Here is a 13,556-nt window from a genome sequence, read left to right on the forward strand (position 1 = left end):
CGTGACCGACCAGACCGCACTCCAGTACACCGCCGACCACGAGTGGCTCCTCGTCGAGGGCGACACCGTCACCGTCGGCATCACGGACCACGCCGCCGAGCAGCTCGGTGACGTCGTCTACGTCGAGCTGCCCGCCGTGGGCACCGCGACCACCGCCGGCGACCAGATCGGCGAGATCGAGTCGACGAAGAGCGTCGGTGAGCTGTTCGCCCCGATCGAGGGCGAGGTCGTCGCGGTGAACGACGCCGTCGTCGACGCGCCGGACACCGTCAACCAGGACCCGTTCGGCGTCGGCTGGCTCGTGAAGATCAAGGTGGACGGCACGTCCTTCCCCGAGGACCTCATGGACCACGACGCGTACCGGGCGTCCATCGCATGACCGGCGACCTCGAGAACCTCCAGACGTCCTTCGCCGACCGGCACATCGGCACCACGCCGGCCGACCAGCAGACGATGCTCGACGCGGTCGGGCACGCGTCGCTCGACGCGTTGGTCCGTGCCGCGATCCCGGAGTCGATCCACGCCGCCCCGGAGTCACGCTCGTCCATCCCCGCCGCCGTCGGCGAGACCGAGGCGCTCGCCGAACTCCGCGCGAAGGCCGGACGCAACACGGTCCGCCGCGCCATGATCGGCCTCGGGTACCACGGCACCCACACGCCCGCGGTGATCCAGCGGAACGTGCTCGAGAACCCGAGCTGGTACACGGCCTACACGCCGTACCAGCCGGAGATCTCGCAGGGCCGGCTCGAAGCACTCATCAACTTCCAGACGATGGTCTCCGACCTGACGGGCATGGCCACGGCGGGCGCCTCGATGCTCGACGAGGGCACCGCCGTGGTCGAGGGCATGCTCCTCGCCCGCCGCGCCTCCAAGGTGAAGGGCGACGCGTTCCTCGTCGACGCCGACCTGCTCCCGCAGACGCGCGCGCTGCTCGACCACCGGGCCGAGGCCGTCGGCATCACGCTGCGGTCCTTCGACCCGGTTGCCGGACCGAGTGACGAGCAGCTCGACGGTGCCTTCGGCGTCATCCTGCAGTACCCGGGTGCCTCCGGACGGATCGTGGACCCGTCCAGCACCATCGAGCGCGTCCACGCCGGCGGCGGCATCGCGGTCGTCGCGGCGGACCTCCTCGCGATGACGCTCCTCGCCAGCCCCGGAGACCTCGGCGCCGACGTCGCCGTGGGGACCAGCCAGCGCTTCGGCGTCCCGCTCGGCTTCGGCGGCCCGCACGCCGGGTACCTCGCCGTCCGCGCGGGGCTCGAGCGCCAGCTGCCGGGTCGCCTGGTCGGGGTGTCCTTCGACGCCGACGGCGCGATGGCGTACCGACTCAGCCTGCAGACCCGCGAGCAGCACATCCGCCGCGAGAAGGCGACGAGCAACATCTGCACCGCGCAGGTCCTGCTCGCCGTCATGGCCTCGATGTACGCGGTCTACCACGGGCCCGAAGGGCTGCGGTTCATCGCGAACCGGGTGGCCCGGACGACGTCGGCGCTCGCCGCGGTCGCCCGCGACGCCGGTCTCGACGTCGTGCACGACGCGTTCTTCGACACGCTCACCCTGCGGGCCGCCGGTCGCGCCGGGGCGGTCGTCGCCGCGGCGCAGGACGCCGACTTCCTGCTGCACCAGGTGGACGGGGACGTGTTCCAGCTCTCCGTCGACGAGACGACCACGCCCGACGACGTCACCCGCCTGGCGGGCGTGTTCGGGGCGGTGGACGTGACCGTCCCCGCGACCGAGGCGGCCGTGCGTGACGCGGCCACGGGCCTCCCGTCCGCCCTCGAGCGCCAGAGCGAGTACCTGACGCACCCGGTGTTCAGTGCGCACCGCAGCGAGACCCGCATGATGCGGTACCTGAAGCACCTCGCCGACAAGGACTACGCCCTCGACCGCGGCATGATCCCGCTCGGCAGCTGCACGATGAAGCTCAACGCAGCCACCGAGATGGCCGCGGTGACCTGGCCGGAGTTCGCGAACGTGCACCCGTTCGCCCCCCGCGAGGACGTCGAGGGCTACCTCGACATGATCGGTGACCTGGAGACCTGGCTGGCCGAGGTCACCGGGTACGACACCGTCTCCCTGCAGCCGAACGCCGGGAGCCAGGGCGAGCTCGCCGGACTCCTCGCGATCCGCGGCTACCACCGGTCCCGTGGCGACGAGTCCCGGACGGTCTGCCTCATCCCGTCGAGTGCGCACGGCACGAACGCGGCGTCCGCAGTCCTCGCCGGCATGAAGGTCGTCGTCGTGGCATGCGACGAGAACGGCAACGTCGACCTGGACGACCTCCGCGCGAAGACGGTGCAGCACGGCGAGCAGCTCGCGGCGCTGATGATCACGTACCCGTCCACCCACGGCGTCTACGAGCACGACATCCGCGAGGTCTGCGACGCCGTGCACGACGCCGGCGGCCAGGTCTACGTCGACGGGGCGAACCTCAACGCCCTGCTCGGTCACGCCCGGTTCGGCGACTTCGGCGGCGACGTCTCGCACCTCAACCTGCACAAGACGTTCTGCATCCCGCACGGTGGCGGCGGACCCGGCGTCGGACCGGTCGCGGCGAAGTCGCACCTCGCACCGTTCCTGCCCGGACACCCGTTCGCGCAGCAGTCCGACCGGCGCACGGGCGCGACGAGCGCCGATGCCGACGACCGCCTGGCGCACGCCGGCGGTCCCGTCAGCGCGGCACCGTACGGCAGCCCGAGCATCCTGCCGATCACCTGGACCTACGTCCGGATGATGGGACTCGAGGGGCTCACCCGTGCGACCGAGGCCGCCGTGCTCGGGGCGAACTACATCGCCGCCCGCCTGCGGAACGCGTTCCCGGTGCTCTACACGGGCGAGGACGGCCTCGTGGCGCACGAGTGCATCCTCGACCTCCGCCCGCTGCGTGACACCACCGGCATCACCGTGGACGACGTCGCGAAGCGCCTGGTCGACTACGGCTTCCACGCGCCGACGATGTCGTTCCCGGTCGCGGGCACGCTCATGGTCGAACCGACCGAGAGCGAGGACCTGGCCGAGCTCGACCGGTTCGTCGACGCGATGCTCGCGATCCGCGCCGAGGCCTCGGCCGTCGAGCGTGGGGAGTGGCCGGCGGACGACAACCCGCTCGTCCACGCGCCGCACACGGCGTCGTCGGTGATCTCCGGCGAGTGGACGCACGCGTACACGCGCGAGCAGGCCGTCTACCCGCTGCCGGGCATCAGCGCCCGGAAGTACTGGCCGCCGGTGCGACGGATCGACCAGGCCTACGGCGACCGCAACCTGGTCTGCGCCTGCCCGCCGGTCGAGGCGTTCGCCTGACCGACGGTGCCGTTGTCGGCGGTGCCCGCCCCGCGTCGTCGGGGCGGGCACCGACCAACCGATGTTCTCGTGCATTCCCTGAGCACCCGCGACACCCGTCCGACCGAACTGGTCACCTGGACGGGTCCGATCGGAACAGTGAGAGGGGAACCACATGACGATCACGAACACGAAGACCAGCACGGAACACCGAGCCCGTCGGGGCTTCACCCGGGGAGGGCGTTGGGCAGCCACGGTGGCCGCCGGCGCCGCAGCGGTCCTCGCCATCGGCGTCGCCACACCGGCGCACGCAGCGTCCGAGACGACCACGCGGGTGACCAAGGCGGGGCAGTACACGTCGACGCTCACCTACCCGGTGGTCGACGGCTCGAGCATCAGCCTCGCCGTCTACTCGAACTGGTCGTCGGTCTCCGCCAAGTCCGCACACCTGGACTCCGTGCGGGTGTGCGTCGGCAAGCTGCCCGGCGCCACCCCGAACTTCATCTCGCCGACGGTGACGACCTACCACCCGGGTGCGAACAAGGACCACGGCACCAAGGACATCCCGGCAGCCGGGTGCAACACGTACTCCGTCAACCGGACCCTGACGACCTACGACGGCAATGTCCGTGGCCAGGTCGGGCTGACGTGGGTGGCGCTCCCCTTCGGCGGGGAGGGTGCACAGTCGGTCTTCGCCCAGTACAACACCTGATGACGGCGTCCCGATGACGGGAGGCGCGGTGCCAGCTGGCACCGCGCCTCCCGTCCGTCGTCCGTCCGGTCAGGCGACCGGCGTGACGGGCAGGTGCTTCGCCCACCACGTGAGCACGTGCTCGAACCGCTGCACGCGGTGCTGCGGACGACCCGCGCGCGAGAGCTCGTGCCCCTCGCCCGGGAACACCAGGAACGAAGTGTCGACACCGGCGCGCTTCAGCGCGACGAACTGCCGCTGTCCCTGCTCGATCGGGCAGCGCCAGTCCTCCTCGGAGTGCGCGACCATGAACGGGATCGTGACCTGGTGGGCGTACGACAACGGGCTGCGGCGACGCTGCTCCTCCGGGTCCGCGCCCACGTACGCGTCCGCGAAGAACCAGCCGATGTCGGAGCTGCCGGCGAACGAGTCCCAGGCGTTCACGGCACGCTCGCTCCACGCGGCGACGAAGCGCTCGCCGTGGTGCGCCGCGACCCAGCTCGTCATGAAGCCGCCGTACGAGCCGCCCATGATGCCGACGCGGGTCGCGTCGAGGTCGGGTCGCTCGAGTGCGGCGTCGAGCAGGGCGAGCACGTCGTCCACGTCGACGGTGCCCATCGCCCCGATGACCGCGCGGCCGTGCTCGAGGCCGTAGCCGCCGGAACCGCGCGGGTTGCCGATGACGACGGCGTAGCCGGCGCTGGCGTACACCTGCGCCTCGTCGAAGAACGCCCACGTGTCCTGGCCGAACGGGCCGCCGTGGACCACCCGGAGCACGGGGTGCGGGCCCTCGCCCTCGGGCAGGACCACCCAACCGTGCACGGGGGTGCCGTCGGGGGAGGTGCCGGTGAGCTCCTCGATACGGCGGACGCCAGGGGCCGCAGCGTCGGTGCGGAGCGGTGCGGCGTAGTCGGTGAGGACGGTGGCGGGCTGCGCGCCGGGGTCGGTGGATCCGTCGTTTCGCTCGGTGAGGTCGACGACGTGCACCTCGCCGGGGGACGCTGGCGTGCCGGCGGTCGCGACGAGCACGTCCCCGTCCACGTCGAAGCCCGACACGACCACGTGGCCGCCGAGCACCGTCGGGAGCTCGTCGAGCTGCAGCGGCGCAGCCGTCCCGGTCGGGACCCGGCGGATCCCGACGGTGCCGCGGTCGAGGACGGCGATCAGCACGTCGTCGCCGTACACCGCGGGCGTCCCCGTGACGTCGACGGTCTCGCGCGCGGTCAGGCGGACGGGGTCGCTGCCGTGCGCAGCCGCCCAGAGGCCTTCCGGCTCGCCGACCAGCCGACCCTCGAGGTGGGACGCACCGGTGTAGTAGACGGTGCCGTCAGGGGTCGCCGTGGCGGAACTGACCGAGCCCTCGGTGCGGACGGCGAGGGTGATCGTCCCCTCGGCGGCGTCGACGCGGTAGAGGTCGTCGTCGTGCGTCTCGCGGGCTCCGAGGTCGCGCGGTGCGACGACGAGCAGCGCGCTGCCGTCCGGGTACCAGACCGGCGCGGAGACGGAGCACGGGGCACTCGTCAGCGCGGAGTCGACGAGCGGGGCGTCGCGGTCGGTCACGTCCACGACGACCAACTGCTGCGGCTTGTCCAGCAGGTACCCGGTGCCGTTGACGTGGAAGTCCAGCCGGGTGATGAGACGCGGAGCCTCGGCGTTCGGAGCCGGACGGCGGTCGCTTGCGGACACGGCCGACCCGTAGCGGCCCGGCTCGGGGAAGCGTGCCGTGACGGCGACGCGCGTGGAGTCGGGGGACCAGACTGGCGTCCCGGCTCCGAGGGGCAGTGCGGTGACGACACGGGCCTCGCCGCCGTCGACCGGCGCGACAGCGAGCTGGGGACGGTCCTTCTCGTCGTTGCGGAGGAACGCCAGCCACCGGCCGTCGGGGGAGAGAACAGGCGACGAGTCGTGGTCACCGGCGGTCCAGCGGACGGCACCGTCGCCGGTCACCCGCTCGATCGTGCTGCGGTAGGCGTCCTGCTCGAGGTCCGGTCGCGAGACCGCGACGAAGGCCGCACCTCCGCTCCGGGGATCGCCGCTGACGGTCGGGGAGGACGGGACGTGGAGGTGGGGGATGTCGTTCGCGAGCACGTGTTCACGCTACGGCCAGACTCGGTCCGGCGTCCTCGGAACCTGCCGCGAGACGTTCCCCGAGCGTTCATCGACTCCGGGGTGTGTTGCAAGACTGTTCAGAATCCTTTGCAACGTCAAGCGCACGCGTTGCGTATGGCACCGTAGTGGCGCAAATATTCACAGTCTCACGCAACGATCTGCCGCGCACGTTTCCGGTGTGTAACAACTTCTCCGGAGATTTTGAGGGCCCTCCGACCCGCACCTATGGTTCTTGCGAACGCGCCGTGGAGGCATGCCTCCTGCACGTTCGATCACATTCCATCAGGAGGATCACAGAGTGAACATCACCAAGAAGCGGGGACGCCAGCTGCTCGGCGTCGTCGCCCTGGCCGGGGCGGCAGCGATCGCCCTCGCCGGCTGCACCACCTCTCCGAGTGCCAACGAGTCCGGTTCGGCGTCGAACAAGACCATCACCATCGCGCAGGTGAACGAGGTCACGTCGTTCAACTTCAACACCCCCCAGGGCAACCTGGACATGAACGGCATGCTCAACTACATGACGCAGCCGCAGTTCGTGACCCTGGGTTCGGACTACAAGATCACGCCGAACACCGACCTCGGCACGGTCAAGAAGCTCAGCGACGACCCGCTCAAGGTCAAGTACACGCTGAACAAGGACGCGAAGTGGTCCGACGGCAAGGCCATCACCTCTGACGACCTCCTCCTGGGCTGGGCGCAGGCCTCCGGGTACTACGACTCCGACACGCAGGACGCCGACGGCAAGGTGACCAGCGGGACGCAGTACTTCTCGCTCGCCGCCGCGTCGCCGTTCCAGACGGACTACCCGACCGACATCACCAAGACGTCGATCACCCTCACGTACAAGAAGCCGTACGTCGACTGGAACCTCGTCAACCCGATCCAGTTCCCGGCGCACGTCGTCGCGGACGAGGCGGGCACGACCACCGACGACCTGCTCAAGGCGCTCAAGGACACCCCGGCCGGTGACACCGCGAACCCGGCCCCGGCGAACTCGACGCTGAAGAAGGTCGCCGACTTCATCAACACGGGCTACGACAAGACCAGCCTGCCGAGCGACAAGAAGCTGCTCGTCTCGGGTGGCCCGCTCATGGTGTCCGCCTGGACCCCGAAGCAGTCGATGACCTTCGTGCCGAACCCGGAGTACACCGGCGACCACAAGGTGAACTTCGGCAAGCTCGTCGTCCGCTTCATCGGTGACGCCAACGCCCAGGTCACGGCCCTCCAGAACGGCGAGGTCGACGCGATCCAGCCGCAGGCGTCCGCCGACACCGTCAAGGCCCTCGACGCCGCCTCCGGCGTGAAGGTCATCGACGGCGCCCAGGTCGCCTACGACCACCTCGACCTGAACTTCGGCTCGTCCGTGTTCAAGGACGAGAACGTCCGCAAGGCCTTCCTCCTCACGATCCCGCGTGACCAGATCCTCAAGTCGATCGTCACCCCGATCCAGAAGGACGCCAAGGTCCTCGACTCGCAGCTCTACCTGCCGGGCCAGGACGGCTACGACGAGGCCGTGAAGTCGAACGACTCCGACGAGTACTCGAAGGTCGACATCGACCAGGCGAAGAAGCTCCTGAACGGTGCGACCCCGACCGTCAAGATCCTCTACAACACCGAGAACCCGAACCGCGTGGACACGTTCCAGGCGATCCAGTCCTCGGCTGCCAAGGCCGGCATCAAGGTCGTCGACGGCGGTTCGCCCGACTGGTCCTCGCTCCTCGCGGGTGGCGACTACGACGCCTCGATCTTCGGTTGGGTCAACCCGGGTGCCGGCAACGCCGCGATCCCGCAGCTCTTCCAGACCAACAACGAGGGCAACTACAACAAGTTCGCCAACGAAGAGGCCTCGAAGCTCGCTGTCGAGACGCAGACGACGCTGGACGAGTCGAAGCTCGACGACATGAAGCAGCAGATCGACAAGATCGCCTTCGACCAGGCCTACGGCCTGCCGCTGTTCCAGAGCCCGGGGCTGTTCGCCACGAGCTCGCAGCTGAAGGGTGTCAAGTACTTCGGCGGCCAGACGGGCATCGTCTGGAACGTCTGGGACTGGACCAAGTGATCCTGACCGGTCGCTGATCAGCACCACACACGAGGGGGCGCCGGACTCGACGAGTCCGGCGCCCTCCCGTGAGCCGGGACCCTGCCCGGCCCCCACCCTCCGCCGGAGACCCCGGCACCCACCGCCGCACGCAGTCGACGAAGACCGCGTGGCGGGACCCAGTACTCTTGCTGCTCGGGCCGCCCGATCGGACGACCAGCAGTACGATCCACCACACCGGAGAGGCACCCATCGCCCATGGTGAGTTTCATCGCGAGACGGATCCTCGTCTCGGTCCTCATCCTCATCGCTGCATCGTTCATCATGTACAACCTGGCGGCGATCGCGGGAAACCCCCTGCAGGACCTCCAGAGCAGCAACTCGCCGAACCGTGACCAGCTCATCGCTGCACGGACCGCGGCGCAGCACCTCGACGTCATCCCGCCGCTCCGCTGGGGGCTCTGGATCACCGGCGTCGGCAAGTGCGTCATCGGTCAGTGCGACCTCGGCACGACGTTCAACAACCAGCCGGTCGCCGAGCTCCTCCCGCAGGCCGTCGGTTCGACGATCCAGCTGGTGACGTTCTCGTTCATCCTGGCGATCATCTTCGGCATCGGCCTCGGCGTCGTCACCGCCCTCCGCGTCTACTCGGGCTTCGACTACTCGATCACGCTGGTCAGCTTCTTCCTGTACTCGCTGCCGTCCTTCCTGATGGCCGTGCTGCTGAAGTCGTTCATCGCGCTCGACTACAACAACTTCCTCGTCGACCCGAAGATCCCACCGGTCAACCTCGTGGTCATCGCGATAGTCGTCGGACTGGTCATCCAGCTCGTGGTCGGGGGCATCCTGAAGCGTCGGCTCGTGGTCGGTGCGATCAGTGCCGTCGTGACCGCCGGCATGCTCCTGCTCATGCAGGCGACCGGGTGGTTCACCAACCCGTCGCTCGGTCCGGTCTTCGTGATCCTGTTCAGCGCCGGCATCGGCCTGGCCATGGTCGCGCTGCTCGCCGGCACGAAGAACCGTCGGGCATGGCTCGTCGCGGGCATCAACGTGCTCGTCGCGATCATCTGCTACTTCGCGCTGCAGGGGCTGCTGAACGTCTCGTCCGGGGCGACGATCTTCATCCTCGCGGTGGTCACCGTCCTGGTCGGGCTGGCGTCCGGTTGGTTCGTCGGCGGCCACGACCGCGGCCTGATGATGCGCATCGGTGCACTGACCGCGTTCCTGAGCGCCGGCGTCATCCTGCTCGACCGCTTCATGCGCTCGTGGATCGACTACACGCAGAACTACGTGTCCCGTCCGATCGCGACCGTCGGTTCGCAGACGCCCGGTCTGACCGGTGACTTCTGGATCAACGGGATCGACACCTACACGCACCTGCTGCTGCCGACGATCTCGCTCCTGCTCATCAGCTTCGCGAGCTACACGCGGTACTCCCGCTCGGGCATGCTCGAGGTCCTCGACCAGGACTACGTGCGCACCGCCCGTGCGAAGGGCCTGCCGGAGCGCACCGTCATCGTGCGCCACGCGCTCCGCAACATGCTGATCCCGATCGCGACCCTCGTGGCGACCGACATCGGCGCGCTGCTCGGTGGCGCGATCATCACCGAGCGCGTCTTCGCGATCTCCGGCATGGGCAGCCTGTTCAACAGCGGGTTGTCGATCACGGACGTGAACCCGGTGATGGGGTACTTCCTCGTCATCGCGATCACCGCGATCGCGTTCAACTTCCTCGCCGACCTCGCCTACTCGGCCCTCGACCCGCGGGTGCGTGTCCGATGACCGCGACGACGGGACCGACGACCCTGCACTCCCAGGAGGGAACCCGATGAGCACCATCCAGGGCGGCGCACCGCTCGAACCCAACATCGGCGACGGCACGGGCGTCGGGAACACCCCGGACTCCCACGAGAAGCAGCTCGGCGAGAGCCAGGGACGGATCATCCTCCGTCGCTTCCTCGCCAACCGCCTCGCGGTCATCGCGCTGATCGTCTACGTCCTCGTGCTGGTCTTCGCCGTCTCGGCGGTCGGCCTCGGCCCGATCCCGGGCTGGTGGCACTACTCGTACAAGGCGCTCGAGGACCTGCAGAACGGTGGCGCCCCGACCTCGGACCACCCGTTCGGTCAGGACCGCATCGGCAAGGACTACTTCGCCCTGACGATGCGCGGCATCCAGAACTCGGTGCTCGTGATGATCGTGATCGGCGTCTTCGCGACGATCATCGGTGTCGTCGTCGGCGCCATCGCGGGCTACTTCCGCGGCACCGTCGACGCTGTGCTCATGCGCATCACCGACATCTTCATCGTCATCCCGGCGATCGTGATCGGCGCCGTGGTCGGCAAGACGGCCAACGGTCTCGGCGCGTGGGGCCTGGCGCTCCTGCTCGGTCTGGTGTCCTGGATGGTCATCGCTCGTCTGGTGCGTGCCGAGTTCCTGTCGCTCCGCGAACGTGAGTTCGTCGAGGCGGCGCGGGTCGCCGGTGCCTCGGACGGCCGGATCATCTTCCGCCACATCCTGCCGAACGCGATCGGCGTGATCATCGTCTCCGCAACGCTGCTCATCGCCTCCGCGATCCTGCTCGAGACCGCCCTGAGCTACCTCGGCTACGGCATCAAGGCGCCGGACTCGTCGCTCGGTCTGCTCATCAGCCAGAACCAGTCGGCGTTCCAGACGCGTCCGTACCTGTTCTGGTGGCCTGCATCGTTCATCGTGCTGCTCGCGCTCTGCGTGAACTTCATCGGTGACGGCCTGCGCGACGCGTTCGACCCGCGCTCGAAGCGGTTCAGCCTCCGCAAGACGCGCGAGCCGGAGAACACCTCCGGTTCGGAGATGATCAGCGCGTGACGTCCCCCCGGGTCCTAGCGAGCCGCGATGGCGAACCAGCCACCGACGGCGGTCGCCGCGAGCAGCGCGATCGACGCCCAGTGCAGCGTGACCGGCACGCGCACGGTGTCCGCCGTGCCGAGCTCGATGGCGCCCCGCTCGCGCAGGTCGTCCCAGCGGTGGCGGATCAGGTACGCCGCATCGCCGGACGCCGTCGACAGCAGGTCGCCCGCGCGGCGGTTGCCGTCTCCGGTGTCGGGCACGACGTTGCCGTGACGCTGGTTCTGCCGGCGGGCCAGGGCGACGCCCGCTCGACCGGGGGCCGGGGCCGCCCAGACGGCGACCTTGCGGTTCGGCGTGACGAGCGTCAGGGCGAAGCGCGTGTCGACGTGCACGAGCGCCGCCCAGGGCACCCGCACCGTGTGGAAGACGTTGACGACCTCGATGCCGTCGTCGCCGACCGTCAGCCGCGGACGCCAGAGCGCCACCCAGCCGAGCAGGACACCGAAGGCCGTCGGCACGAGGGCGAGGACACGGTCCTGCCAGGTCGTGTCGTTCAGTACCGTCGTGACGAAGAGCAGGGCCACGATCAGCCACAGGGCGATCGCGAGTCCGCGGTTGAACTGGGACACGAACACATCGCGCGTCGTCGGGGTGGCAGGCATGCCTCCATCGTCGCAGGTCGGAGCCGTCGCTCCGCACGCCTGCAGCCCCGACGCCAGCGCTCCACCATCACCACCCACGCGGTCGCCACGAGCGGCCGGGAAAGGACCGGACGTCGTTGAGCACGCCCGCCTCCGCGGCCACCACCCCGGCCGCCACCAGCACCCCCGTCGTCAAGGTCTCCGGGCTCGACGTCGACTTCGCGGTCGACGACGTCTGGACCCCCGCCGTCAAGAAGCTCTCCTACGAGATCCGCTCCGGTGAGGTCCTCGCGCTCGTGGGCGAGTCCGGCTCCGGCAAGTCCGTGAGCTCGATGTCGATCCTCGGCCTCCTGCCACGGAACGCCCGCGTGAACGGGTCGATCGAGTTCAACGGCACCGAGCTCCTCGGCCTCCGGTCGGCGCAGCTGCGCGAGTACCGCGGCAAGGAGATCGCGGTGATCTTCCAGGAGCCGATGACGGCCCTCAACCCGGTCTTCACCGTCGGGTCGCAGATCGTCGAGACGCTCCGCATCCACTACGGCATCTCGCCGAGCGAGGCGAAGACCCGCGCGATCGAGCTGCTCACCCTGGTGGAGATGCCCGACCCGCAGAAGGCCTTCGACTCGTACCCGCACCAGCTCTCGGGCGGTCAGCGGCAGCGTGCCATGATCGCGCAGTCGATCTCCTGCGACCCGAAGCTCCTCATCGCCGACGAGCCCACCACGGCCCTCGACGTCACCGTGCAGGCCGAGATCCTCGACCTCATCCGCGACCTCGCCGGCAAGCTCGGCAGCGCGGTGCTGCTCATCACCCACGACATGGGCGTCGTCGCGGACCTCGCCGACCGCATCGTGGTCATGAAGCAGGGTGTGGCCGTCGAGACCGGCAGCGTGCGCGACGTCTTCGCCGCCCCGCAGCACGAGTACACGCAGACGCTGCTCGATGCCGTGCCCCGGCTCGGCCAGGCGGGCGACGTCGTCATCGACCTCACCGAGACCCTCGAGTCCGTCGTCGAGCAGGAGAACCAGGACACCTCGGTGCAGGTGGGGGAGACCCTGCTCCACACCGACGTCGTCCAGACGCTCGGCCCGGCGGTCCTCGAGTTCAAGGACGTCGTCATCGAGTACCCGGGTCGCGGGCGCGTCAAGGCCTTCCGGGCCATCGACGGCGTCGACCTGACGGTGCACGAGGGCGAGGTCGTGGGCCTGGTGGGCGAGTCCGGTTCCGGCAAGTCGACCCTCGGCCGTGCCGCGATCGGCCTCCTGCCCATCACCTCGGGCGGCCTCGAGGTCACCGGTGTCGACCTCTCGAAGCCGACCCGTTCGCTCGTCCGCCAGGTGCACCAGAACGCGGGCATCGTCTTCCAGGACCCGTCGTCGTCGCTCAACCCGCGCATGACGATCGGGCAGTCCATCGGTGAGCCCCTCCTGCTCGGCAAGGGCATGAAGGGCCGCGAGCTCGAGCGCGAGGTCGAGAACCTGCTCGAGGCGGTCCGTCTCCCCACCGCGTACTCCACCCGGTTCCCGCACGAGCTCTCCGGTGGGCAGAAGCAGCGCATCGGCATCGCCCGTGCGCTGGCCCTGCGGCCGAAGCTGCTCATCGCGGACGAGCCGACGTCGGCGCTCGACGTGTCGGTGCAGGCCACCGTCCTCGAGCTGCTCAAGGACCTGCAGCGTGAGTTCGCCTTCGCCTGCCTGTTCGTGACGCACGACCTCGCGGTCATCGACGTCCTCGCCGACCGGATCGCGGTGCTCCACCACGGTCACCTCGCCGAGGTCGGCACGCGCGACCAGATCCTCCGCGACCCGCAGGACCCGTACACGCAGCGACTCATCGCCGCGGTGCCCCTGCCGGACCCGGACGTCCAGCGCGAGCGTCGGGAGCTGCGCCGGCAGATCCTCGCCGCGGGCTCGGACGAGTAGCCGCCGCCGACACCGAACGACATCCCCGACGTCCCACGACGTCGGGGAT

General features: G+C 69.4%; 9 protein-coding genes. 7 read left to right on the plus strand and 2 right to left on the minus strand.

The features are described from left to right. Position 1: 1 nt before the first annotated feature. The 3 genes from gcvH to ABIC61_RS11840 all read left to right on the plus strand — a co-directional run bounded on the left by gcvH (position 2) and on the right by ABIC61_RS11840 (position 3,991). On the plus strand, positions 2-379 hold the full coding sequence (gene gcvH, locus ABIC61_RS11830) for a glycine cleavage system protein GcvH (RefSeq protein WP_354030053.1): 378 nt from the start codon (positions 2-4) through the stop codon (positions 377-379). After that, a complete protein-coding gene (gcvP, locus tag ABIC61_RS11835) occupies positions 376-3,300 on the plus strand; it encodes an aminomethyl-transferring glycine dehydrogenase (RefSeq protein ID WP_354030054.1) in 2,925 nt (974 codons plus the stop codon). Before gcvH ends, gcvP begins: the two co-directional genes overlap by 4 nt. A 154-nt stretch (positions 3,301-3,454) precedes the next feature. Then, entirely contained in the window at positions 3,455-3,991 is a 537-nt protein-coding gene (locus tag ABIC61_RS11840) for a hypothetical protein (protein ID WP_354030055.1), read from the plus strand. Positions 3,992-4,060: 69 nt separating this feature from the next. Here ABIC61_RS11840 and ABIC61_RS11845 read toward each other — a convergent pair whose 3' ends face one another. Then, a complete protein-coding gene (locus ABIC61_RS11845) occupies positions 4,061-6,058 on the minus strand; it encodes a S9 family peptidase (protein ID WP_354030056.1) in 1,998 nt (665 codons plus the stop codon). Positions 6,059-6,377: 319 nt separating this feature from the next. Here ABIC61_RS11845 and ABIC61_RS11850 point away from each other — a divergent pair, with 319 nt between their 5' ends. The 3 genes from ABIC61_RS11850 to ABIC61_RS11860 all read left to right on the plus strand — a co-directional run bounded on the left by ABIC61_RS11850 (position 6,378) and on the right by ABIC61_RS11860 (position 10,962). Then, a complete protein-coding gene (locus ABIC61_RS11850) occupies positions 6,378-8,138 on the plus strand; it encodes an ABC transporter family substrate-binding protein (protein ID WP_144755285.1) in 1,761 nt (586 codons plus the stop codon). A 237-nt stretch (positions 8,139-8,375) separates the two neighbouring features. Further along, complete coding sequence (locus ABIC61_RS11855; protein WP_079238421.1) at positions 8,376-9,899, plus strand: ABC transporter permease; 1,524 nt, start codon at positions 8,376-8,378, stop codon at positions 9,897-9,899. Between the two features lie 46 nt (positions 9,900-9,945). Continuing rightward, complete coding sequence (locus ABIC61_RS11860) at positions 9,946-10,962, plus strand: ABC transporter permease (RefSeq protein ID WP_079239202.1); 1,017 nt, start codon at positions 9,946-9,948, stop codon at positions 10,960-10,962. Between the two features lie 14 nt (positions 10,963-10,976). Here ABIC61_RS11860 and ABIC61_RS11865 read toward each other — a convergent pair whose 3' ends face one another. After that, positions 10,977-11,606, minus strand: a complete 630-nt coding sequence (locus ABIC61_RS11865) for a PH domain-containing protein (protein ID WP_144755279.1) — start codon at positions 11,604-11,606, stop codon at positions 10,977-10,979. A 116-nt stretch (positions 11,607-11,722) separates the two neighbouring features. On the opposite strand from ABIC61_RS11865, the gene ABIC61_RS11870 reads away from it, so the two are divergent. Continuing rightward, positions 11,723-13,507, plus strand: coding sequence for an ABC transporter ATP-binding protein (locus tag ABIC61_RS11870; protein WP_079238423.1), 1,785 nt, complete (start codon positions 11,723-11,725; stop codon positions 13,505-13,507). Positions 13,508-13,556 lie beyond the last annotated feature (49 nt).

Source organism: Curtobacterium sp. 1544, from assembly GCF_040544915.1.
In the GTDB taxonomy this organism is placed as follows: Bacteria; Actinomycetota; Actinomycetes; order Actinomycetales; family Microbacteriaceae; genus Curtobacterium; species Curtobacterium pusillum_C.